The following is a 23,270-nucleotide window of genomic DNA, read 5'->3' as shown; positions in this document are numbered from 1 at the left end:
GATGGCAGGTAACATGCAGGACAACTTTGACGAGAACGGCAACCCCATCCGCTGCTCCTTCTGCGGAAAAGAGCAGGGCCAGGTCCGTCGTCTCGTAAAGGGCCCGACCAACATCTTTATCTGTGACGAGTGCGTCGCCGCCTGCTCCGAGATCCTGGAGGAGTCGCTGGCTTCGGACTTTATGGACGCCGCCCGCAACGGCAATCTCCCAGGTTTCCTCAACGACCACGGCCAGGCTGCGTCTCAGCCCGCCGTTGACCCCGAGACGGAGGGTTTTGAGCTCGAGGACGACCGTCAGGTGATTACGCACGTGCCGACGCCGCACGAGATCTATGACGAGCTTTCGGCCTATGTCATGGGCCAGGAGGACGCCAAGCGCGCCATGTCGGTTGCCGTGTACAACCACTACCGTCGCGTGATCGAGGGCGGTGCCGCGGTGTCCGCCTTTGACGAGGCATCGGGCATGGGCGCCCAGTTTGACGATGACATGGACGAGGTGGAGCTCGCCAAGTCCAACATCTTGCTGCTCGGCCCCACCGGTACCGGTAAGACCCTGCTTGCCCAGACGCTCGCGCGCATTCTCGAGGTGCCGTTTGCCATTGCCGATGCCACCGCGCTCACCGAGGCCGGCTACGTTGGCGAGGACGTGGAGAACATCCTGCTCAAGCTCATCAACGCCGCCGATGGCGATATTGAGCGCGCGCAGGTGGGCATTATCTACGTGGACGAGATCGACAAGATCGCCCGCAAGGCCGAGAACCTCTCCATCACCCGTGATGTCTCGGGCGAGGGCGTTCAGCAGGCACTGCTTAAGATTCTTGAGGGCACGGTGGCCAGCGTTCCGCCAACCGGCGGCCGTAAGCATCCCCAGCAGGAACTGTTGCAGATCGACACGACCAACATTCTGTTCATCTGCGGCGGTGCCTTTGTGGGTCTGGATAAGATCATCGCCGACCGCGTGGGCAACAAGGGTATAGGTTTTAACTCCGAGATCGCCGGCCCCACCTCGGTCGACGAGAACGACCTGCTGCGTCAGGTGCTCCCGCAGGACCTTAACGCCTTTGGCATGATCCCCGAGTTCGTGGGCCGTACGCCCGTCGTGACCCAGACGCAGGCACTCGACGAGGACGACCTGGTGTCGATCCTGACCGAGCCCAAGAACGCCGTGGTGCGTCAGTACCGCAAGATGTTCCAGCTCGAGGACGTTGAGCTTGAGTTTGAGGATGCTGCCCTGCACGAGATCGCCCGCATGGCGCTTGCCCGCAAGACCGGCGCCCGCGGCCTGCGCGCCATCTGCGAAGACGTGCTTCAGCAGACGATGTTCGACCTCCCCAGCGAGGAAGGGGTAGCCAAGGTCGTCGTAACCGAAGCTGCCGTAAAGGGCGAAGAACAGCCCCAACGCATCTACGGGTAAACCAGCCAAATTCGTGCTTGCAAATAGCCTCCGACCATCCGTGGTCGGAGGCTATTTTATATATACGCAATAACCCCAACTACCTGTGTTATTCTGTGTGTTTGTTTAAGCCTCAGCGAAGTCATATCAGACTGAAGTAATCGATACCTAAGGGGAGGAATGCAGACCCTAGCGGGCCTACATTCCTCCCCGGCGGGACAGGGAGAGATATATGGAAGAGATGCCCAAGAATTACGATCCGTCGACCAACGAGCCGGCGATCCTGCAGAAGTGGCTCGACGGCGGCTACTACAAGCGCCGCGAGGGCGTGGGCGACTGCACCGTCACCATTCCGCCTCCCAACGTGACCGGCAAGCTCCACATGGGCCACGCCACCGACGACTCCATCCAGGACGCCATCATCCGCATGGCCCGCATGCGCGGCAAGTCCACGCGCTGGGTACTGGGCACCGATCACGCCGGTATCGCTACGCAGACCAAGGTCGACAAGAAACTCAAGAGCGAGGGCATTAGCCGCCTGGAGATCGGTCGCGACAAGTTTGTCGACGCTTGCTGGGATTGGACCCACGAGTACGGCGGCATCATCGTCGAGCAGATCAAGCGTATGGGCTGCTCCGTTGACTTCGATAACGAGCGCTTTACCATGGACGAGGACTACGCGCAGGCCGTGCGCAAGGTCTTCTGCGACTGGTACCACGACGGTCTGATCTACCGCGGCAAGCGCATCGTCAACTGGTGCCCCAACTGCACCACCGCCATCTCGGACGACGAGGCCGAGTACAAGGACGAGAAGGGCCATCTGTGGCACCTGCGCTACCCGCTGACCGAGCCGGTCAACGGCCAGGACTACATCGTCGTCGCCACCACGCGCCCCGAGACCATGCTCGGCGACACGGGCGTCGCCGTTTCCCCGAAGGATCCCGAGAAGGCCGCCTTCGTGGGTAAGACCGTCAAGCTCCCCATCGTCGATCGCGAGATTCCCATCTTTGAGGATTGGCATGTCGACGCCAACTTCGGTTCCGGCTTCGTTAAGGTTACTCCGGCCCACGACCCCAACGATTACGCCATGGGTCAGGCCCACGACCTTCCGCAGATCAATATCTTCGACGAGCACGCGGTGGTCGTCGAGGGCTATGGCGAGTTCACCGGCATGACCCGCGAGGAGTGCCGCGAGGCGGTCATCAAGTGGTTCGACGAGCACGGCCTACTCGATCACGTCGAGGAGCACGACCACTCCGTCATGCACTGCTACCGTTGCGACGCCGCGCTTGAGCCGTGGCTGTCCGAGCAGTGGTTCGTGGCCGTCGACAAGCTCAAGGGGCCGGCGCTCGACGCCGTCAACTCCGGTAAGGTCACCTTCCACCCCGCGCGCTGGACGCAGACCTACACCACTTGGATGGAGAATCTCAAGGACTGGTGTATTAGCCGCCAGCTGTGGTGGGGCCACCGCATTCCCGTGTTCTACTGCGAGGACTGCGGCTGGGAGGACGCCCTTACCGAGGACACCGATGTGTGCCCCAAGTGCGGCGGTCATCACGTGCATCAGGACGAGAACGTGCTGGACACCTGGTTCAGCTCGCAGCTGTGGACCTTCGCCACGCAGGGCTGGCCGCAAAAGCCGGAGCTGCTCGAGGGCCATCATCCCACGACGGCGCTCGTCACCGCGCGCGACATCATCGCGCTGTGGGTCGCCCGCATGGTCATGAGCTCGCTGTACTTCCTGGACGAGGTGCCGTTTAAGGACGTCGTCATCTACCCGACGATCCTTGCCAAGGACGGCAGCCGCATGTCCAAGTCCAAGGGCAACGGCGTTGACCCCATGGACCTCATCGGTATGTACGGCGCCGACGCCATGCGCTACAACCTTCTTACGCTGTGCACCAACAACCAGGATGTTAAGTTCGACGCGAACATCGACAAGAAGACCAAGAAGCTCATCGACAGCCCGCGTACCGACCAGGCCAAGAGCTTTGTGACTAAGATCTGGAACGCCAGCCGCTTCCTGCTCATGAACATGGAGGGCTACACGCCCGGCGAGCCCGTCGTGGAGACGCCGGCCGACGCCTGGATGTTCAGCCGCCTGGCCAAGGCCGTTAAGATGGTCACCGAGGGTATTGAGAACTACACCTTTGGCGATATGGCCCGCGGCGTGCAGCAGTTCTTCTGGAACGAGGTCTGCGACTGGTACGTCGAGGTCACCAAGGCCCGCTTGAAGGGCGAGGGCCGTCTGCAGGCTCAGCGCAACCTGATCTTTGTGCTGGATACCTCCATTCGCCTGATGCACCCGCTCATGCCGTTTGTCACCGAGGAGATTTGGGACAACATGCCGGCCAGCGTGCTCGACCTGGATGCCGAGGGCAACGTCGACCGCGCCGAGGCGCTCATGATTGCCAAGTGGCCCGAGCCCGCCGATTACGCCAAGTATGTCGACGAGGACGCCGAGCGCGCGTTTGAGCTGTGCCGCGCCGTCGTTTCCGCCGCCCGCGCCACGCGTTCGCGTTATCGCTTGAGCCCCAAGGCCGAGCTCGACGTGGTCGTGCGCGCCGGTGTCGAGGACATCGAGAAGCTCGAGAGCCTGCGTTCGACCATTGAGCCGCTGGCCAACACCGCTTCGCTGGTCATGGGTACCGACGTTGAGAAGCCGGCCGCGAGCATCGCCGTGGTCGACAGCGGCGTCGAGGTCTTTGTGGTGCTCGAGGGCAAGGTCGATCTTTCGGCCGAGAAGGCGCGTCTTGAGAAGGAGATCGCCGCGGCGCAGAAGGAGCTCGCCGGCTGCGAGAAGACGCTCGCCAACGAGGGCTTTGTGGCCAAGGCCGCGCCTGCGGTGGTCCAGAAGAAGAGGGACCGTGCAGCTGAGCTCAAGGAGATCCTGGCGGCGCTGAACTCGCAGGTTGCTGACTTCTCGTAGGCGGTACTGGGGGACGCGGTTTGGGGCTTTGCTCGCTACTGCGGACAGTCCTGCTCGCACGAAGGCCACATTAAGTGGCCTTCGGCTCGTGCGGAACTTGTATCGAGCAAAGCCCCAAACCGCTCCCAGTTCGTTTACGTGGTTGTCTGCGCCCGGCATGTTAGGGCCACTGGGTTGTGGCCTTGAGGTTGCTGCAAAGCGGTGTTTGGCTGATTTTTTGAACGCGAGGGGCTCATTCTATTTAATGGGCCTCTTTTTCTGTTATGGGGGACTTTGGGTTATGGCTAAGCGTTCTGGGTCGTATGTCGTTCCTTTCTCGTTTGAGCTGCTTTCGTTTGATGAGGCTGTGGGGCTTGCTGCTGATACGGGGCGGATTTCTGGGGATGCTGGTCCTCTGCTTGAGACGGTTGTCGATATGCTCGATGAGCTGGGGCGTCCGGACGAGTATTTCGATTGCATCCAGGTTGCCGGTACCAATGGCAAGACTTCGACTACGCGTTTTTCGGCTGCCATTCTTCGTGGTGAGGGGCTCAAAACCGCGCTGTATACGTCGCCACAGCTGGTGCGCTATCCCGAGCGCATGGAGGTTGATGGGTGCGTCGTGAGCGACGAGGCCTTTGCCCATGGCGTTTCGGCAGCTGTCGAGGCGGGGCATCGCGTGAATGCGCGCCGTGTGGCGGCAGGGGAGCGCGCCTATACCATCACACCGTTTGACCTGCTGACGGCTGCTGCACTTGTAGTGTTTGCCGAGGCTTGCGTGGACGTAGCCGTGCTTGAGGTTGGCATGGGCGGGCGTTGGGACGCCACGAGTGCGACCGATCCCGTCGCCGTTGCCATTACGGGCATTGGGCTCGATCATACACGTATTTTGGGCAACACGCTCGAGGCCATTGCGGGGGAGAAGGCTGCGGTTATTAAGCCTGGGCGCTTTGTTGTTTTGGGCGAGGGTACGCATGAGGCGAGCGTTCAGCGCGTGATGGATGCCCGTTGCCGTGAGTGCGGTGTGGTGCCGCTCGTGGTGAACCATGCCACAACCAAGGTTCCGGCACACGTGGGCGACACGGTTGAGTTTAGCTGCACCACGCCGCGTGCGATCTATACGTCAAGCATGGTTAAGCCGGCCTACCAGCCGCAGAATGCTGCGTGCGCGATTATGCTGTGCGAGGGGTATTTGGGCCGCGAGCTCGACCACGATGCGCTGGATGCATCGCTTATGGGCTGCCCCACGCCGGGTCGTTTTGATGTGCTGGGGACCGATCCGCTCAAGCTGATCGACGCCTGCCATAACCCTCAGAGCTGCGAGAACTTTGTGAGCGCGCTGGACGAGATAGATCCGTGCGTCGAGAATCGCCCCACGCTGCTGTGCGCCGCACTGGCCGACAAGGATGTGGCCGGTATTGTCGATGTTCTGATTCCGGCCTTCCCGCGTGTGGTCGTAACCCAGACCGATTCCGATCGCGCCCTGCCGGCAGAGGAACTTGCTGCCCTGGTGGACGCCAACAAGCTTGCCGGTGTGTACCCTAGCGTGCCCGAGGCTCTCGCGGCTTTTGACGCCGTGGGCGAGTCCTTCGTTGCCGCCGGCACCATCACCCTAGCCGGCGAAGTAGCCGGCCTGCTGCGCTAGCCCATCCCCTCATCAGTTGCGGTGAAATAGTTCCTGTTTTTGGGTTCTAGCAGCCCATCCAGGAACTATTCCACCGCAACTTAGTTTGGGGGCTTGGGGACCAGGCTAGTCTAGGCGGAATGGGTCGTGAGGGTAGGCGTTGAGAATCTCGACACCGTTGTCGGTCACTAGGGCAAGGTCCTCGATGCGGACGCCGGTGTTGCCGGGGAGGTAGATGCCCGGCTCGATGGAGAAGGTCATGCCCGGTTCGATGACCTGCTCGTTGACGAGTGAGACGTCGCCCGGCTCGTGGTCCTGCAGGCCGATCGAGTGGCCCAGGCGATGCGTAAAGTATTTGCCGTAGCCTGCGTCCTCAATCACGTCGCGCGCGGCACGGTCCAGGTCGCACATGCGCACGCCAGGTGCGATAAGCGCCTCGGCGGCCTCGTTGGCACGTCGCACGATGTCGTAGATGCGCGCCGTCTCCTCGTCCGGCTCGCCCCAAAAGAACGTGCGCGTCATGTCCGAGCAGTAGTTGCAGCGTCGCCCGCCAATGTCGAACAGCACCACGTCGTCGCGCTTGAGTACCGTATCGTCGGGCTCGTGATGCGGGTCGCCGGCGTTGGCGCCAAAGCTCACGATGGGCGGAAAGCTAAAGCCCTCGCAGCCGTGCATGCGATACAGACCGAGCATCTGGTCGGCAATTTCGCGCTCCGTCACACCTTCGTGGACGAGCTTGATGGCGTCGGCCATCACGGCGTCGTTAGCGGCCGAGGACGCGCGCATGAGCTCCTGTTCGGCGTCATCCTTGTGGGTGCGCGCGGCGGTGACGGCAAAGTCGCCCAGGAAAAACTCGCTGGCTGCGTGGCGCTCCATGAGCGGCATCAAAAAGCCGGAACGCATGACGGTGTCGATGCCGAGCGGTTTGGTCGGATCGATTTCGCGCGCAATGGCGTCGGCCACAACGTCGGTATCGGTGTGATAGGCGACGCGGGCATTGTCGTACTCGGGCAGCTGATGCAGCGCGTTGACCAAGATCACAGGCTCGCTATCGCGTGCGAGCAGCACGCCGCAAAAACGTTCGAACATATCGGCATAAAAGCCGGTCAGGTAATAGATCGACCACGGATCGTTTACGAGCAGCTGCGCGCCGGGGTGCTGAGCCTCGAGCGCATCGAGCACGCGCGCCACACGCTGGTCATCGACATGTGCCATGAATCATCCTTTCGCTAGGTTGCCACCATAGTATCCCAAGCGCCTCCACATAAGTTGCGGTGGAATAGTTCCTAGATGCCGGGGTTATGGCGGAAATCAGGATCTATTTCACCGCAACTGAGGAGGGCAGGGTGGATGGCGGGGTAGCTAAAAGGCCCCCGTCCCAAATGGGCTGCTTAGACAGGGCCGATGTCCATGCTGGCGATTAGGTTGATGTTGGTGTCTAGGAGGTTCTCCAGCACGATGTCGCCCATGCGGATGGGGGCGTCGATGACTAGGCCGCGGATGAGGGCCATGGCTTGGGCGTGGAGTTCTAGCGGGATGGCCTCGGCGATGCGGACAGGCAGCAGCGCCTCGTCGCTGCCGGATACGGCTACGGTGGTGGTGAGCACGCGCATGGGGCAGGTCAGCTCCTGATGTGCGAACTTATCGCCGCGCGGGCAGTTGTTGCCGGTTACGGAGCGCACTTCCACCACGGCGCCATTGGCGACGCGCTCCACCTCTACGGTCAGAAGGCATTCGGATGGGCAGGTCGTGCAGTTGAACTGCAGCGTTTCGGTCGCATTGGTGCTCATGAGCTATGCCTCCTCAACGGGGTCGACGGACAGGACAATCTCGCTGACGCCCAGGTCGAGTGCACGTTGAATCACCTTTGCCGGGAGTGGGAAGCTTTCCATAACGCTCGGCTTAAACGCGCGGACCTTGCCGATGAACAGTTCCTCGCCGTCGGCCAAGATCCTCACGCAGGCGGTATTGACTGGCCGGCGCACGCGGAAGTTGAGCTTGGTGAGCGCCACAGCCGTAATGCGTCCCGGCAGCGCGTAGCCCGCGATGCCGGCAGGGGAGACGGTGAGCTCGCAGTCCGGAACGGCGCTCGCGCCGGTCCCCAGAGCCCACGCCGCCGCAGCCGCACCGGCGTGCTCGGACTCGGTCGTCACGTTGTCGGCCAGGTCGTGCACGTGCAGCGCGTTGCCGCAGGCAAAGATGCCCGGCACGCCCGTCTGCAGACTCTGATCCACCACGGCGCCGCGCGTGCGTGGGTCAAGCTCCACGCCTGCGGCAACCGAAAGCTCGTTCTCGGGAATCAGACCCACCGAAAGCAGCAGTGTGTCACACGGAACAATGCGCTCCGTCCCGGCAATGGGCGCCAGGCGCTCGTCGACTTGGCTTACCTCGACGGCCTCCACGCGGTCGTGCCCAATCACGCGCGTGACCGTGGTGGACAGATGCAGCGGAATGTCAAAGTCGTCCAGGCAGTTCTTCACATTGCGGCGCAGGCCGTTGGCGTACGGCATGAGCTCGTACACGCCCTCGACCGAAATCCCCTCGAGCGTGCAGCGACGTGCCATGATCAGCCCGATGTCGCCGGAACCCAAAATGACGGCGCGCGAGCCGGGCTTGAGGTTTTCGATATTGATGTATCGCTGCGCCAGGCCGGCCGTAAACACGCCGGCGGGACGACTGCCGGGGATCTTGATCTCGCTGCGGGTGCGCTCGCGGCAACCCATGGCAAGGACGACCGCGCGCCCGGTGAGCTGTAGCATGCCGGCGGTGCTCATGAGCGTGACGGCATGGACCGCGGTGTCTTCCGTAGGCTCGCCTGAATCAATCCCAATCACCATGCTGTTCAGGAACAGCACAATGTCGGTTGCGTGCACCTGGTCGATAAAGCGCTGCGCGTACTCGGGACCGGTGAGCTCCTGTTTAAAGTGCGACAGGCCAAAGCCAGGGTGGATGCACTGGCGGAGGATTCCGCCCAGGTGCTGCTCGCGCTCCACGATGGCCACGCGCGCTCCGGCCTTATGAGCGGCCAGCGCGGCCGCCATGCCGGCAGGTCCGCCGCCGATAACGACCACGTCGAAGGCTTGCGTTTGTACGGCTTCTACGACGCTGCAATCAATCGCGCTCGATTTGAGTTCTGCCATCCTAGCGCACCCCCTTCAAAGGTCCCTCAACCAGCCAAGAACCGGCATCCTCCAACAACACCTCGCTGGGGTCGCAGTCCAGCTCTCGGGCAAGAATCGCCACCACGCGGCTCTGGCAAAACCCGCTCTGGCACCGACCCATGCCGGCACGGCAGCGGCGCTTGACACCCTCGACCGAAATTGCACCCGGGCGGCGTCGGATCGCGGCCACAATCTCGGCCTCGGGCACCGTCTCGCAGCGGCAGACAATCTGTCCCCACGCGGGATCGGACTCGATCAGCTCCTCCTTGCGCGCCAGCGGTGCGCGGTCAAAGTCGTCCGGCGCGCGGCGAATTGGGTTCCAATCCGCCCGCTCGTGCAGCTCCACGCCCGCCTCACGCATCACATGCTCCATGCGCTCGGCAATGGCCGGCGCGCTCGCCACGCCCGGCGACTGAATGCCCGCCGCCTGGAACAGCCCCGGCACCACGGCCGACTGTCCAATAAAGAAGTCGTTCGTTCCCTGAATGACCGGACGCCCGCCGGCAAACGCGCGCACCACGCGGCGCGTGTCCAGGTCGGGCACCAGCTTGCGCGCGCCGGCCAGCAGCGCGTTCACATCGCTCGCATAGGTTTGCGTGTCGCCCGGTTCGCGAACGGCAGCCGTGGCGGTTATCACGGTGTTGCCGTGCACGGTGCCCGTCACGATAACGCCCTTGGACACCGGCGTCGGCACGGGGTAGAGCGGCATGAGCGTGCGCGGCTCCTTGTCCAGCACTACAATGTTGCCCTGACGCCATACCATCTGAAACTCCTCGGCACCCGCCATATGCGAGATGTCCGCAGCGCCGTTGCCCGCGGCGTTGATCAGGTAGCGGCAGCGCACGTTGCCAGCGGGGGTTGCCAGCGTAAAGTGAGCGTCGTCGCCCGAGACCGCGACTTCAATCGCTTCCACCGGCGCTGACCGCATAAACGTCACCTCGTTGGCCACGGCGTTCTCCAGCGCGGCGATGGCAACCTCAAACGGGTCGACAAACCCAGTCGAGGGGCACCACAGCGCGCACGTCGCCTTGGTACTGGCGCGCGGCTCTAATTCGTGGATGCGGTCGGGTCCGACGATCGACAGCTCGGGCACACCGTTGACATGGCCGTTGCACCGCAGCTTCTCAAGATGCGCGCGGTCCTCGTCGTTAAAGCCCAACACCATCGACCCGGTGCGGCAAAACAAAAAGCCCAGCTCCTGCGCCCACGTACCGTACAACTCGCAGCCACGGGCGTTGACCTGCGCCTTTACGGTGCCCGGCGCCGGATCGTAGCCGGCGTGCACCAGGCCGCCGTTGGCCTTCGACGCTCCCAGCGCAATATCGTTAGCCGCCTCGACCACGCAAATGGACAGGTCAAACCGCGCGAGCTGTCGCGCGATGGCGCATCCGGTGATGCCCGCGCCGACAATCGCGATATCAAACGTTTCTGTCACAGTGCCTCCCAGACGAGTTGACAGGCTGTCAATAAGTCTATCCTACGGTCTGCACGCCCCCAGCGCGGCGGCAATGCGGCGAACAGCCCTGCAACACCCGCCAACGGCAGACGAGGGGGAGACTCAGTAACGTCGACAATCTTGCCTGCCAGCTCTGGTCTCGAAGATTTGTCTCGATCAGTAACATCTGGGACCGTTTTTGCCGAGTGGTTGTTACAGATTGAGAAATTTGGCCTTGACGTTTTCCTTTGTCTCAATCTGTAACAGTTAGCTGATGATTTGGGTTCTAGATGTTACAGATCAAGACAAACCTTCCGGCGGATTTTGAATGTCTTGATCTGTAACAGCAAGAGGGGTTTTGGGGCCCAAGATGTTACAGATCGAGATTGAAGTCGGGGAGGGACCCCTGTGTCTCGTTCTGAAACATCTAGGACCGGATTCCGCTCCCTCCTGTTACAGATTGAGATGTTTGTGTCCGCATCAGCCCCGTACCCAGCCGTGGTCCCATATAAACAAACCCCGTGGTAAACTTGACCGGACTGTTAATATCCCGAAAGGTACCCGTAATGTCCAAGTACATCTCCGAGCTCATGTCGCCGCAGCTTATGGGCGTCGTCTATGCCTTCGTTGGCTTTATCATCGCCCTGTACGTGTTGTCGGTCGTCTATGTGTTCATCGACGCTCGCCGCCGCGGCGCCAGCGCCTACGTGGCATGGGGCATCATCGCCCTCATCCCGTTTGTAGGCCTCATCGCCTACCTGGTCCTGCGTCCGCACTCCTACGCGTCCGACCGCGAGGAGCAGGAGCTGGACATGGCCCTGCGCGAGCGCCAGCTTGCCCAGTACGGCACCTGCCCGCAGTGCGGCGCGCCCATCGAGAAAGACTTCGTCGTCTGCCCGGTGTGCGACACCCAGGTTCGCAACGTCTGCCCCAGCTGCCATCGTCCGCTCGATGCGCACTGGAAGGTCTGCCCCTACTGCCGAACTCGCATCCAGTAACGCATCCATCGCCGGGCCGGCCGCTAGCCACGGGCACCGCGCGTCCCGCGCAAGCCACACGCGCACCCCGCGTTCACACGATGAAGCATGCGTAGAAAATCGCCCGCCGTGCCATTAAGGTGCGGCGGGCGCTTGTATACCAAGGCAACCTGCCTATAATGATGCAAGTTAAAACGCCGAGCGCATCGCACGCACTTGCATTAGGCATCCGAGAGGAGAAAACATACCCATGAAGGCACTCTACAATGACGGTTCGGTGGCCGAGCTCCCGCAGGACGAGGTCACGCACGTCATCCGCCACTCCGCCGCGCACATCATGGCGCAGGCCATCAAGCGCCTGTACCCCGAGGCCGACTTTGCCTACGGCCCCGCGACCGACAACGGCTTCTACTACGACGTCGACCTGCCCGAGGGCGTCAAGATCAGTGAGGACGACTTCCCCGCGATCGAGGCTGAAATGAAGAAGATCGTCAAGGAGAACCTCAAGTTCTCCGTGTACGAGAAGCCCCGCGCCGAGGCCATCGCCCTTATGGAGGAGCGCGGCGAGAAGTACAAGGTCGAGCACATCGGCGACCTGGACGAAGACGCCCGCATCACTTTCTACCAGCAGGGCGACTACATCGACATGTGCGTCGGCCCCCACATCTGTTACACCAAGGCCCTCAAGGCCTTTAAGCTCACCGGCGTCTCGGGCGCCTACTGGAAGGGCGACAAGGACAACAAGATGCTCACCCGCATCAACGGTGTCGCCTTTGCCACCAAGGAAGAGCTCGACGAGCACATGCACATGCTGGAGGAGGCCAAGAAGCGCGACCACCGCAAGATCGGCCGCGAGATGGACCTCTTTATGATGCGCGACGAGGCCCCCGGCTTCCCGTTCTTCCTGCCTAACGGCATGATCCTTAAGAACACGCTGCTGGACTACTGGCGCGAGATCCACCACAAGGCCGGCTACGTGGAGATCTCCACGCCGCTTATCATGAACAAGCAGCTGTGGAAGACCTCGGGCCACTGGGACCACTACAAGGACAACATGTACTCCACCGTCATCGATGACGAAGAGTACTGCATTAAGCCCATGAACTGCCCGGGCGGCGTGCTGGTGTACGCCTCCAAGCCGCACTCCTATCGCGAGCTGCCCATCCGCGCCGGCGAGATTGGCCTGGTGCACCGCCACGAGCTGCGCGGCGCCCTGCACGGCCTGTTCCGCGTGCGCTGCTTTAACCAGGACGACGCCCACCTGTTTGTGCGTCCCGACCAGCTGACCGATGAGATCGTGGGCGTGGTCAACCTCATCGACTCCGTGTACCAGAAATTTGGCTTTAAGTATCACGTTGAGCTTTCCACCCGCCCCGAGGACTCCATGGGTTCGGACGAGGATTGGGCGCGCGCCGAGGAGGGCCTGCGTACCGCTCTGGAGAAGCTTGGCATGGACTACGTGGTCAACGAGGGCGACGGCGCCTTTTACGGCCCCAAGATCGACTTCCACCTGGAGGACTCGCTCGGCCGTACCTGGCAGTGCGGTACCGTCCAGCTCGACTTCCAGATGCCGCTCAACTTTGACCTGGAGTACGTGGACGCCGACGGCACCAAGAAGCGCCCCATCATGCTGCATCGCGTGTGCTTTGGCTCGATCGAGCGCTTCATTGGCATTCTGATTGAGCACTTTGCGGGCAAGTTCCCCACCTGGCTTGCTCCCGTGCAGGTCAAGGCACTTCCCGTCTCTGAGAAGAGCCGCGACTACGCCCACGAGGTGTGCGCCAAGCTGGAGGAGGCCGGCATTCGTGTGGTCTGCGACGACCGCGACGAAAAGATCGGCTACAAGATCCGCGAGGCCCGCAGCATCGACCGCGTGCCCTACATGCTCATCCTGGGCGAGAAGGAGGTCGAGGCCGGCAACATCTCCGTCCGTGATCGCTCCAACGAGACCGTTCAGATGAGCGTCGACGAGTTTGTTGCCAAGGTGACTGAGGAGATCAAGACCCGCGCCTAAGGCAACTGACACAACAATTTACAAAGGCGACCGTCCACATAGGGCGGTCGCCTTTTTTCATGCCCAAATAAGAAAAGCCGCAGGTTGAGCGGCTTTTTTTGTTGCACAAAAAGGTACAGGTTTTTGTATCTTACGACAGACAGCATTATACGAGCAATTAATCAGCGTTTGCCCAGATTACGCAAAATGTACTGCTAGTAGGTAGATCTCCATACCCCTCTATAAAAACCTGTACTTTTGCGACTGCGCCTAGCTGCGAGCGAGAAGCCTGTTCTAAACGCCCCTGCATTTGCGTGCATCGCAAAGCCAAAAAGAGGGGGCGAGAACATGGAACAGACGGCACGGCGCCAAGAGCAGCTGCCGGGCGCATTTAACGGCGCCACCACCAACAGCCAGCACGGCCGCGTCCGCTGGTATCTGGTCCACACCCCCATTGGAAAAGAGCGCGAGACCTGCGAAAAGGTTCGCCGCATTATCCCGCACAACCTGATGCAGGACGCTTTTGTAATGCAAAAGGAGTTCTGGTTTAAGCAGGACGGTGCATGGTCGCTCCAAACCAAACCCATGTACAAGGAATATTTCTTCGTCGCCACGCACGATGCCACTGCGCTCGATAGGGCTTTGGCCCAGTTGAGCTTTGGCTGTCGCATCGCCGGTAGTAGGGAGCGGGCGTATATGCCCATGCCGGACGATGCACAGGACTGGTACCGCAGCGTACTGGACGATGACGGCGTGGTGCGCAACAGCGTCGCGCGCATAGAAGACGGCGTGCTGCACATAGAACAGGGCCCCTTGGTGGGGCAAGAGGCTCGCGTTAAAAAGATCGACCGTCATAAACGCTGGTGCCTGGTAGACGTGGGCGATGGCGATTCCGCTTTTAGGGAGCTGCTACCGCTTGACGTTCCCAGCAAAACGTAAGGGAGACGTTGTACCGGCTGTTCGTTCGCATTATTTAAATTTACCGATTGGGGGATCCCTGGGGAACGGGGACGTAAGTTTGACTATGGCTGCTAAAGAAGTAACAGAGAGCAATGTGCCCGCGGGGGCGGCGCTCATTGCTCAGGCCATGGACCGGCGTGAGGGCGCCGGCCGCTACAAGGCCATGCAATCCATTATGGACTGGGATCGCTCGCGCCTAGCCTACCGTGCCGTCAAGCGAGCGTTCGATATCGTGTTCAGCAGTGCCGTACTTGCTGCCATCGCCATCCCCGGTCTGATTCTTGCCGTCGCTATCCGCCTGGAGAGCGAGGGCAACCCCTTCTACAGCCAGATCCGCGTGGGCCAGACCCGCCCCGACGGCAGCTTGTCCACCTTCCGCATGTGGAAGTTCCGCTCCATGTACAAGGACGCCGACGAGCGCCTCGCCGAACTCAAGGAGCAAAACGAGATCGCCGGCGCCATGTTCAAGATGAAGGAGGACCCGCGCGTCACCAGGATCGGCAAGTTCATCCGCAAGCACTCCATCGACGAGTTCCCGCAGTTCCTGAACGTGTTCCTGGGCCAGATGTCCGTCGTGGGTCCGCGCCCGCCGCTGCCCAACGAGGTGGCCGAGTACACCGAGTACGACCTGCAGCGCCTTGCTGTTAAGCCAGGTATCACCGGCTGGTGGCAGGTTACGGACCGCAACGACACCGACTTTGACGGCATGGTCCGCCGCGATTTGGAGTATATCGCCAAGCGCGGCGTGGTTACCGATTTAAAGATCGTTCTCCTCACAGTAGTTGAGGTCTTTACCGGTGGCGGTGCTTGCTAATTATGCACTCCAAAGATTCAGGAAGAATTGAATTGATAGCTAATCAGGTAGAGTTTACTTTTAAAAAATGGTTGTCTTGCATGACAGGCACCGATAGGGCTGAGCTCCTTGCATTGGATGAGTCTGGAAAGGCAGATTCGTTTTTTCGTAATCTTGAGTTTGGCACTGGCGGCTTGCGTGGCAAGCTTGGTCTCGGCCCCAACCGTCTGAACGTCTATACCGTCGGCAAGGCTACGCAAGGACTCGCGGATTACCTGAATAGCGCCTTTGAGAACCCGACTGTCGCACTTTGCCGCGATACGCGTCATGGGTCCGAGGAGTTCGTGCGACGTGTCGCTGAGGTACTCGCCGGCAACGGAATTAAGTCTTATCTGTTCGAGCGCGTCGAGCCCACGCCCGCGTTGAGTTTCGCTGTCCGCGAGCTGGGCTGCTCGGCCGGCGTCAACATCACCGCGTCACACAACCCCGCCGCGTACAACGGCTACAAGGTCTACGGCTCTGACGGCTGCCAGATCACCGTCGAGACGGCAGAGGCCATCCAGGCGGCCATCGATCCCGTCGACTGCTTCGATGGCGTAAAAGCGATGGCGTTCGATAGGGCCCTGGAAGAGGGACTGGTGCAGTTGGTTCCCGAGAGGGTTCTTGACCGTTACATAGAGGAGACGCTCGAGGTCTCCACGGGCGAGGACTGCTCGGCGCTCCGCATCGTCTACACCCCGCTCCACGGCGTCGGCCTGGAGTGCGTGTCCCGAGTGCTCGAGGGGATCGGCGTCGCCGAGATCGTGACCGTCGAGGAGCAGTGCGTGCGCGACGGCGACTTCCCGACCTGCCCGTACCCCAACCCCGAGGTGCGCGAGGCGCTGAAACTCGGGCTCGAGTACTGCGACAGGGTCAAGCCCGACCTGCTGCTGGCGACCGACCCGGACACCGACAGAGTGGGTATCGCGGTCCCGCATGCCGGGGAATACAGGCTGCTCACCGGCAACGAGGTGGGCCTGCTCCTGCTCGATTTCCTCGCCTCCAAGGCAAGCGGGTCCGGTGCCGACATGTCCCGCGAGGTCGCCTGCACCACCATCGTGTCCGCGCCCATGGCAGACGATATCGCTCGCACGCGCGGCCTCGAGCTGCGCCGCACGCTCACCGGGTTCAAGTTCATCGGCGAGCAGGTCGGCGTGCTGGAGTCGGAGGGCCGCGAGGGCGATTTCCTCATGGGCTTCGAGGAGTCCTACGGTTACCTCGCCGGCACGTCCGTTCGCGACAAGGACGCCGTGGTCGCCTCCATGCTCATCTGCGAGCTCGCCGCCCATTGGAAGACGAGGGGGCTGGACCTCTACGAGGCCATGGAGCGCCTCTACAGAGAATACGGCTATTGGTCGAGCGCGCTGCTCGGACATGCCTACGAGGGACCCGAGGGCGCGTCCGACATGGCGGCGATGATGTCCGGTCTCCGAGAGCATGCCCCTGAGCATATCGGCGGCATGGGAGTCGCGGAGCGCATCGACTACGCCCAGGGCGCGCCCATGCCCGCCGTGAACCCGACCGATGAGCCCCAGCGCCTTCCCGGGGCCGACGTCCTAGAGTTCAGGCTCGCTGACGGCTCCCGAGTCCTGTTCCGACCCAGCGGCACCGAGCCCAAGGCGAAAGCCTACGTGTTCGCAAGGGGCTCCGACCGCGCAGAGTCCGAGAACAAACTCTCCGCGCTGGTCGTGGACGCCGAGTCGATCCTGGGAGGGACCCGATAATGATCCACCTCGTCCTGCTCTCCGGCGGCTCTGGCACACGACTGTGGCCGCTTTCCAACAGCACCCGCTCCAAGCAGTTCCTCAAGGTCCTGCGCGACGCGAATGGCAACCACGTCTCCATGGTCCAGCGCGTCTTCGGCCAGATCGGATCCGTCGACGCCGACATTGACATAACCATCGCCACCTGCGCGAGCCAGGAGGAGTCCATACGCCGCCAGGTTGAGGGCGACTACGCGCTGGTGCTCGAGCCCGAGCGCCGCGACACCGCCCCGGCGATCATGCTCGCCTGCGCGAACCTTGCGCTCCAGCGGGGCGCCGGCGAGGGCGACACCGTCATCGTCATGCCCATCGACAGCTATGCCGACCAGGCCTACTACGACAGCGTCGTAAGGCTCGATGAGGCCGTCCAGTCCGATTTCGCCGAGCTGGTCCTCATGGGCGTGGAGCCCACCTACCCCAGCGGCAAGTACGGCTACATCGTGCCCGCGGCGGGGGAGGCCTGGCCCCGCAGGGTCGAGCGCTTCACCGAGAAGCCCGACGAGGGGACCGCACGGGAACTCATCTCCCAGGGGGCCCTCTGGAACTGCGGCGTGTTCGCATTCAGGCTCGGCTGGCTCACCGGGCTCACCGGCAAGTACCTGGAGTGCGGGACTTTCGAGGAGTTCCGCTCGCGCTATTCCGAGCTGCCCAAGAACTCCTTCGACTATGAGGTCGTGGAGAGGGCGTCTTCCATCGGCGCGGTCTCCTACGCGGGCGAGTGGAAGGACCTGGGCACCTGGAACACGCTGACCGACGAGATGGCCGAGTTCACCTCCGGCCGCGTCATTGTCGATTCAAAAACGTGCGAGAACGTCCACGTGATCAATGAGACCGGTTTCCCGATGGTCGTCGCGGGTATCTCGGACTCCGTCGTGGTGGCGACTCCCGACGGCATCCTCGTCTCCGGCAAGGAGGCGTCTGCGAACATCAAGGCTGAGGTTAACGCCGTCGCTGAGAGCCGTCCAATGTACGAGCAGCGCTCCTGGGGCGAGTACCGCGTCATCGACAGCTGCGTCTTTCCCGACGGGGCGAAGGCGCTCACGAAGGAGCTCATCATCCGCGAGGGTTGCCAGCTCGACTACCAGCGCCACACGTATCGCGGGGAGGTCTGGACGGTCATCTCCGGGACCGGCGAGGTCGTGCTGGATAGACTGGTCCAGCAGGTTCGCGCCGGCTCCGTCGTGCAGATTCCTTCAGGAACGCCGCATTCGGCGCGGGCGGTCGTCGGCGATCTTCATGTGATCGAGGTCCAGCACGGCGAAATACTCGTTAAAGAGGACATCGATCGAATTGGCTTGTTTTGGAATGAATAGGGAGCAAAGCGATGCCCGGATACAACAGAGAACGGCTCCTCTCGAGCTTCTTCGACAACGTGACGTTTGACCAGGTATGCGAAGTCCTCGTTGAACATGTCTCAAATCGTACCCCAGGCTACATGATGTCGTTGAACCTCGACATCCTTATCAGGGCGGACAAAGATCCAGAGTTCCGGGATGCCCTGGAAGGCGCGGATCTTATTCTTATGGATAGCGCCCCTCTTATGAAAATCGCACGTAAGAGGGGCGTTGACTGCGTCGAAAAGCTGTCGGGATCGGATCTTATGCCCCGCATTTGTGAGTTTGCTGCCAACAAGGGGTATAGCTGCGCCATCGTTGGCGGGATGCCTGGAGTCCCGGAGAAAGCCGCTGCCGCTTTGTCGGCTCAATACCCAGGATTGATTTTTAAGGGCTCCATTTCTCCCGAATATGGATTTGAGAAAGACGCAGAAAAGCTACAAATGCTCCTTTCGAAGGTCGCTGGCATGCATGCCGATATTCTCTTCCTCTGCCTTGGCGAACCTAAGAGTGGGCTTCTTGTAAATCGTCATCTCGGGGAGTTTGGAGTCCCGTTTGTGTTTAACGTTGGCGCTGCAGTTGATTTCTGTGCAGGAAACGTCGATAGGGCTCCGAAATGGATGCAGGACCATAGCCTTGAATGGTTTTATCGCTTTCTCAGGGAGCCGAAACGACTGTTTAGGCGTTATTTCATCGACAGCTGGCATTTTCTTGCGATGTGTCGAAAACATAAGGGGTGAGCGTAAATTGTCCACCAAGTTGAGCGATATGCGCATCCTAATGTTTACACGTACCATGGGGATGGGGGGTACCGAGAAAGTTGTACTCCAGCTTTGCCGCATCCTTAATGATAGGGTCGCGTTTTTGGGCGTGATGTCGTGCGGCGGAGAGCTTCTGTCCGAGCTCGACGCAATGGGCGTCCCCCACTTTAGGATTCCTGACATCACCGACAAAAACCCCGCTACGTACGCCAAGGTCTCTAGCGTGCTGGATAAGGTGGTGCGCGAAAATGGCGTGAGCCTCGTTCATTGCCACCATCGAATGGCCGCGCTTTATTGCCGTCTGGCTCTTCCTGCGGGCGTACGCGTCGTGGCCACTGCCCACAACGTATTTAGCGGTGGTCGCGTTGTCACGCGCTTCCTATATAAGGGTATGCGCGTCGCAGCGTGTGGCGGTAGGGTGTATGAGAACCTCGTAGGCTATTACGGGTTGCCAGACGACATGGTGAAACTTATCCCCAATGGCGTTCCGGGGTTCGACGGGGGAATCGTTCAGATACCTGCCGTGGCGGGATGTGCGAAGGGTGTCTTGAAGATTGGCTTCGTCGGCCGTCTCAGCGAGCAGAAGGGCGCCGAGTATCTCGTCGATGCTATGGGGATTCTCTCTGAGAGGGGTGTTCATGCCCGCTGTTTCCTCGTTGGCGACGGCGAGCTCGAAGGTGAGCTGCGCGAGCGTGCCCGCAGATCCGAGGCCGCGAACGACATCGTTTTCCTCGGGAGGCGAGACGACCCCCAGAACTTTCTTTCGCAGGTCGATATATGCGCCATGCCGTCGCTTTGGGAGGGACTGCCTCTTGTTCTGCTTGAGGCGCTGAGCGTCGGCGTTCCCGTTGTCGCCAGTGCGTGCGATGGGATTTTAGACGTTCTGCGCGATGGGGATAATGGCCTGCTCGTGACTCCAGCCGATGCGGGTGATCTTGCCGCTGCGCTCGAGTTGCTTTGCAACGACGCGTCTTTGCGCGACAGGCTTGGGGCGAAGGGGCGCTCGGGCTACGAGAAGGAATACTCGTTCGAGACCTGGCGGGAACGTTATCTGGACTTCTACAGGGAGGCGATGCTATGAGTGGGAAGCTATCCAAGGCTTTCAAATGGGGCGCGTCCGCCCTGCGGGTCGCCAGGGTTCGCATTGCGGCAGGGAGTCGCCTTAGGGTTGCGGCTGGCAAGCCGTTGTATTTGGGCAAAGGAGTCCGCGTGATTCTGGGCAAAGGTGCTTCTTTCAGTATTGGGTCTGGCGTCTATTTAAGTCCAGGTTGCGTTGTGCAGGTCGATGATGATGCGAATCTGGTGATGGAGGACCGCGTCTACATGAATGAATGCTGTCGTGTGACGGTTGTCGAGTCAGTCTGCATTGGTGCGGATACGATTTTCGGGCCTAATGTTCAGATTTACGATCATGATCATGATTTCAATCGGGGAGGGGTTCGCCCGGGACTACTCCATGCTCCGGTTAATATCGGAAAATGTTGCTGGCTGTGTGCAAATACTGTTGTTACGCGCGGCTGCTCAATCGCGGATCGATCGCTCGTTTCAGCAAACTCCGTTATCACGCACGACGCCCCTCAAGGAGGCGCGCTGTATGCCGGTGCCCCTGCTCGGTTAATTAAGAAATATGACTAGGAGCTTTATTCGATGATGAAGGTTCTGTTTATACATAATTCTCTTCCTGAGTATCGCATTGATTTTTGGCGTAGCACTATAGAAGTCATTATGTTCGGTTGTAAAGAAAGAAACTGTGCGCTTGTTTGACGTCATTAACCGTTTTCTGAAGCCATTCAAAGAGAATGCAATGTGTGTGAAAACGTTTGCACGACTTATCGAAAGATTCAGATAGATCGGGCTTTTGCAGTTATTTGATTACATTGATATTGAACTATAAGGGGTGTATATGAGGTTTTCAATCGTTATACCGATATATAACGTTGAGGAATTTCTGCCCAGCTGTCTTGCTTCTGTTCGCTCACAATCCTTTTCTGATTTTGAAGTTGTTCTCGTCAATGATGGGTCAACAGACGGGTGCGCTCAAATATGCCAGCAGTTTTACAACACGTCTGGCCTCCAAGTGACGCTTATCGATCAAGACAATAAGGGACTACTGGCTGCGCGAAGGGCGGGATTCTCTGTTTCAGTCGGCGATTATTTAATTTCACTTGATGGAGATGATGCTCTTCGTTACGATGCGCTCGAGTGCATCGACAAAGCTATTTCTTCTTCATCTGCGGATGTAATCGTATATGGCTATTCTCGTAGTAGCCAATTTGATAAAGATTATTCTATACCTCTAAGAGCTGGGGCTATGTACGGCTCTTTTGAAATGCAACGCCTTTTTTGTTCAGATAACTTATTGAATGCGATCTGGACGAAAGCTGTATCAAGAAAATGTATGCATCCAGAATGTCAATTTGAGGAGTTTGGGCGATTGAATATGGGTGAGGACGCAATTCAGTCTGCCCTCATATTTGATCAGGCTACGTCTGTTTATTCACTTTCTAAAATACTTTATTACTATCGTCCGAATAACAATAGCATTAGCTCAAAAGTTAGTGATTCATATTTTGTGGATATGGATAGGGTTCATGCTTATTTGCTTCGCTACGCAAAGAAATGGGACGAAGAGCAAGGACGCCCTGGATTTGTTGAGGCAATGCACTTAAGATGCCTTGAAGAGCTGTGCCACTTCGTGCTCCATTATATCCCTTGTACTGAAATTGGTCAGGCGTGCGATGTTTTACAGCGTGTATCTAATTCGGCTTCAATCGAATTCTTTCGTGAGAATAAATCGATTTTCCCTGGCCTCCGGACTCATTCGAAGATTCTTGCGAGCTTGCTTGTCCATTCTCGTTTTAAAACAATCTGGGTTCTTTTGAAAGCAACCAACTTTCTATGGCTGGTGACAGGGTAGTGTTTCCTTATATTTTTGTATTTGTAGTTTCATCGGTTTTGTTTGGCGCTGGATGGATGATCGAAAGATCGAATAGAGGGCGGATGATTGCCTGGCTCTTCTATTGGATCGCTATTTGCATTGTTTGTATTCTTGCCGGCGCGCGCGATTTATCGATTGGGACTGATACGGGTGGATACGGCGCATTTTTATACAAACAGGCAATGCTTTCTAACAGTTTTGCTTCATTTTATGCCGTTGTTAAAGCCAGTATCTGGGACGTTGCTCCGCTTTTTGCATGCTTTTCATTCGTTATCGTTAAACTGTTCCATTCTCAGTTTGCTCTGCTGTTTGCAATACAATTCGCCGTTATAGCCCCTGTATTCCTTGCTGCGCATCGGCATCGTAGTCGTGCGTTCGGATGGATTATGCTGCTATATTTACTGGCTTTTTATATTCCGGGACTTAACACGATGAGACAATCTGTCGCAATGGGCTTTGTTCTCTTATTTGTGGTTTCGTTGATGGATGGGCGATATGTCTTGGCGGTAGTCATGGAAATTGTCGCACTGTTTACCCATTCATCGGCTGCTATCGGTCTGCTCTTTGCAGTTGTCTGGTTTTCTTTTTTCAAAAAAAATGAATCGGGATTGCTGGTATTTAGAAGTTGGTCGCAGGTGATCATGCTTCTTTCATTCTTTGTTATAGCAATAATTCTGGTGTGTTTTAGGGAAATTGCTTTATTGCTATCAGGTGTCTCAGGTATCGGCAGATTGTTCCTCTACGGTACACATACTGGAGATCCTCTGTCCTCGACGGGCGCTTTATTTATATTGTGCTTGGTAGTGGGCGCTATATTTATTGCTGCCTCGTTTACTTCGGAAAAGCGCGTGCACGGCGCATACCTTACTTACCTAGTTTCTTTAAGTATTCCATTTTTTCTCATGAGTGGCGTAGATGTCACCATCGCGCGAATGTCAGAGTACTGCCTTCTTCTATTTATCCCATTGATTGGATTGGTTTTGTCAACTAAGCCTAATATGAAATCCTGGACTGGATTGATTCTGATTGGCGGAGGCTGTGCGTTCAGATTCTTTATCTGTTTCGTATACCTCGGGTTTAATCAGGCGATTCCATATACTTCAACACTCCTTGGCATCTCCTGATCATCGTTGCTCTGGCCCTTAACCAATGGTCATTGCGAGCATTAAAATGTCTTATTAAACTGGACTG

General features: G+C 59.1%; 18 protein-coding genes. 14 read left to right on the top strand and 4 right to left on the bottom strand.

Annotated features, from left to right (window positions below):
* Position 1 precedes the first annotated feature (1 nt).
* From clpX to GT571_RS01440, 3 genes are all read left to right on the top strand, one after another.
* The gene (clpX, locus tag GT571_RS01450) at positions 2–1,414 is read left to right on the top strand and encodes an ATP-dependent Clp protease ATP-binding subunit ClpX (protein WP_161154993.1); all 1,413 of its coding nucleotides are present in this window, start codon (positions 2–4) and stop codon (positions 1,412–1,414) included.
* Between the two features lie 211 nt (positions 1,415–1,625).
* Positions 1,626–4,322 carry a valine--tRNA ligase gene (locus GT571_RS01445; protein WP_161154991.1) on the top strand — a complete coding sequence of 899 codons (2,697 nt, stop codon included), beginning with the start codon at positions 1,626–1,628 and terminating at the stop codon, positions 4,320–4,322.
* 280 nt (positions 4,323–4,602) lie between these two features.
* Positions 4,603–5,946, top strand: a complete 1,344-nt coding sequence (locus tag GT571_RS01440) for a bifunctional folylpolyglutamate synthase/dihydrofolate synthase (RefSeq protein ID WP_117746378.1) — start codon at positions 4,603–4,605, stop codon at positions 5,944–5,946.
* A gap of 105 nt (positions 5,947–6,051) precedes the next feature.
* Here the strand turns inward: GT571_RS01440 and GT571_RS01435 are convergent, their stop codons facing one another.
* The 4 genes from GT571_RS01435 to GT571_RS01420 all read right to left on the bottom strand — a co-directional run bounded on the left by GT571_RS01435 (position 6,052) and on the right by GT571_RS01420 (position 10,521).
* A complete protein-coding gene (locus tag GT571_RS01435; RefSeq protein WP_161154986.1) occupies positions 6,052–7,140 on the bottom strand; it encodes a M24 family metallopeptidase in 1,089 nt (362 codons plus the stop codon).
* A 176-nt stretch (positions 7,141–7,316) separates the two neighbouring features.
* Complete coding sequence (locus tag GT571_RS01430; protein WP_161154985.1) at positions 7,317–7,715, bottom strand: DUF1667 domain-containing protein; 399 nt, start codon at positions 7,713–7,715, stop codon at positions 7,317–7,319.
* 3 nt (positions 7,716–7,718) lie between these two features.
* A complete protein-coding gene (locus GT571_RS01425) occupies positions 7,719–9,065 on the bottom strand; it encodes an NAD(P)/FAD-dependent oxidoreductase (protein ID WP_161154984.1) in 1,347 nt (448 codons plus the stop codon).
* A gap of 1 nt (position 9,066) precedes the next feature.
* Positions 9,067–10,521 (bottom strand): FAD-dependent oxidoreductase, encoded by a 1,455-nt coding sequence (locus GT571_RS01420; RefSeq protein ID WP_161154983.1) that lies wholly within the window; start codon positions 10,519–10,521, stop codon positions 9,067–9,069.
* Positions 10,522–11,087: 566 nt separating this feature from the next.
* On the opposite strand from GT571_RS01420, the gene GT571_RS01415 reads away from it, so the two are divergent.
* The 11 genes from GT571_RS01415 to GT571_RS01365 all read left to right on the top strand — a co-directional run bounded on the left by GT571_RS01415 (position 11,088) and on the right by GT571_RS01365 (position 23,203).
* Positions 11,088–11,519: a double zinc ribbon domain-containing protein gene (locus GT571_RS01415; protein WP_055251579.1), complete on the top strand. Its 432-nt coding sequence runs from the start codon at positions 11,088–11,090 to the stop codon at positions 11,517–11,519.
* A 229-nt stretch (positions 11,520–11,748) separates the two neighbouring features.
* Positions 11,749–13,512 (top strand): threonine--tRNA ligase, encoded by a 1,764-nt coding sequence (gene thrS / locus GT571_RS01410; protein ID WP_161154982.1) that lies wholly within the window; start codon positions 11,749–11,751, stop codon positions 13,510–13,512.
* A 327-nt stretch (positions 13,513–13,839) separates the two neighbouring features.
* Positions 13,840–14,430 (top strand): hypothetical protein, encoded by a 591-nt coding sequence (locus GT571_RS01405; RefSeq protein ID WP_161154980.1) that lies wholly within the window; start codon positions 13,840–13,842, stop codon positions 14,428–14,430.
* Positions 14,431–14,515: 85 nt separating this feature from the next.
* Entirely contained in the window at positions 14,516–15,265 is a 750-nt protein-coding gene (locus GT571_RS01400; protein WP_240136128.1) for a sugar transferase, read from the top strand.
* Positions 15,266–15,345: 80 nt separating this feature from the next.
* Entirely contained in the window at positions 15,346–17,007 is a 1,662-nt protein-coding gene (locus GT571_RS01395) for a phospho-sugar mutase (RefSeq protein WP_161154979.1), read from the top strand.
* Positions 17,007–18,359: a sugar phosphate nucleotidyltransferase gene (locus GT571_RS01390; protein ID WP_161154977.1), complete on the top strand. Its 1,353-nt coding sequence runs from the start codon at positions 17,007–17,009 to the stop codon at positions 18,357–18,359. Before GT571_RS01395 ends, GT571_RS01390 begins: the two co-directional genes overlap by 1 nt.
* 11 nt (positions 18,360–18,370) lie before the next feature.
* Positions 18,371–19,120, top strand: coding sequence for a WecB/TagA/CpsF family glycosyltransferase (locus GT571_RS01385; protein ID WP_161154975.1), 750 nt, complete (start codon positions 18,371–18,373; stop codon positions 19,118–19,120).
* 7 nt (positions 19,121–19,127) lie between these two features.
* Positions 19,128–20,222, top strand: coding sequence for a glycosyltransferase family 4 protein (locus tag GT571_RS01380; RefSeq protein ID WP_161192140.1), 1,095 nt, complete (start codon positions 19,128–19,130; stop codon positions 20,220–20,222).
* A gap of 128 nt (positions 20,223–20,350) precedes the next feature.
* The gene (locus GT571_RS01375) at positions 20,351–20,776 is read left to right on the top strand and encodes an acyltransferase (RefSeq protein WP_204987179.1); all 426 of its coding nucleotides are present in this window, start codon (positions 20,351–20,353) and stop codon (positions 20,774–20,776) included.
* Between the two features lie 268 nt (positions 20,777–21,044).
* Positions 21,045–22,058 (top strand): glycosyltransferase family 2 protein, encoded by a 1,014-nt coding sequence (locus GT571_RS01370; protein ID WP_161154970.1) that lies wholly within the window; start codon positions 21,045–21,047, stop codon positions 22,056–22,058.
* Positions 22,040–23,203 (top strand): EpsG family protein, encoded by a 1,164-nt coding sequence (locus tag GT571_RS01365; RefSeq protein WP_161154969.1) that lies wholly within the window; start codon positions 22,040–22,042, stop codon positions 23,201–23,203. The genes GT571_RS01370 and GT571_RS01365 overlap by 19 nt, the downstream gene beginning before the upstream one ends.
* The last annotated feature ends 67 nt before the right edge of the window (positions 23,204–23,270 follow it).

It is taken from the genome of Collinsella aerofaciens, from assembly GCF_009876115.1.
GTDB classification, from domain to species: domain Bacteria; phylum Actinomycetota; class Coriobacteriia; order Coriobacteriales; family Coriobacteriaceae; genus Collinsella; species Collinsella aerofaciens_N.
The sequence above is the reverse complement of the archived record's forward strand: the minus strand, read 5'-3'. Positions and strand labels throughout refer to the sequence as shown.

Coding starts and splice junctions, on each gene's coding strand:
- GT571_RS01435 (WP_161154986.1), bottom strand. CDS start 7,140: ATGGCACATGTCGATGACCAGCGTGTGGCGCGCGTGCTCGATGCGCTC.
- GT571_RS01440 (WP_117746378.1), top strand. CDS start 4,603: ATGGCTAAGCGTTCTGGGTCGTATGTCGTTCCTTTCTCGTTTGAGCTG.
- GT571_RS01425 (WP_161154984.1), bottom strand. CDS start 9,065: ATGGCAGAACTCAAATCGAGCGCGATTGATTGCAGCGTCGTAGAAGCC.
- GT571_RS01415 (WP_055251579.1), top strand. CDS start 11,088: ATGTCCAAGTACATCTCCGAGCTCATGTCGCCGCAGCTTATGGGCGTC.
- GT571_RS01385 (WP_161154975.1), top strand. CDS start 18,371: ATGCCCGGATACAACAGAGAACGGCTCCTCTCGAGCTTCTTCGACAAC.
- GT571_RS01445 (WP_161154991.1), top strand. CDS start 1,626: ATGGAAGAGATGCCCAAGAATTACGATCCGTCGACCAACGAGCCGGCG.
- GT571_RS01405 (WP_161154980.1), top strand. CDS start 13,840: ATGGAACAGACGGCACGGCGCCAAGAGCAGCTGCCGGGCGCATTTAAC.
- GT571_RS01370 (WP_161154970.1), top strand. CDS start 21,045: ATGAGGTTTTCAATCGTTATACCGATATATAACGTTGAGGAATTTCTG.
- GT571_RS01390 (WP_161154977.1), top strand. CDS start 17,007: ATGATCCACCTCGTCCTGCTCTCCGGCGGCTCTGGCACACGACTGTGG.
- GT571_RS01365 (WP_161154969.1), top strand. CDS start 22,040: ATGGCTGGTGACAGGGTAGTGTTTCCTTATATTTTTGTATTTGTAGTT.
- thrS (WP_161154982.1), top strand. CDS start 11,749: ATGAAGGCACTCTACAATGACGGTTCGGTGGCCGAGCTCCCGCAGGAC.
- GT571_RS01400 (WP_240136128.1), top strand. CDS start 14,516: ATGGCTGCTAAAGAAGTAACAGAGAGCAATGTGCCCGCGGGGGCGGCG.
- GT571_RS01395 (WP_161154979.1), top strand. CDS start 15,346: ATGACAGGCACCGATAGGGCTGAGCTCCTTGCATTGGATGAGTCTGGA.
- GT571_RS01430 (WP_161154985.1), bottom strand. CDS start 7,715: ATGAGCACCAATGCGACCGAAACGCTGCAGTTCAACTGCACGACCTGC.
- clpX (WP_161154993.1), top strand. CDS start 2: ATGGCAGGTAACATGCAGGACAACTTTGACGAGAACGGCAACCCCATC.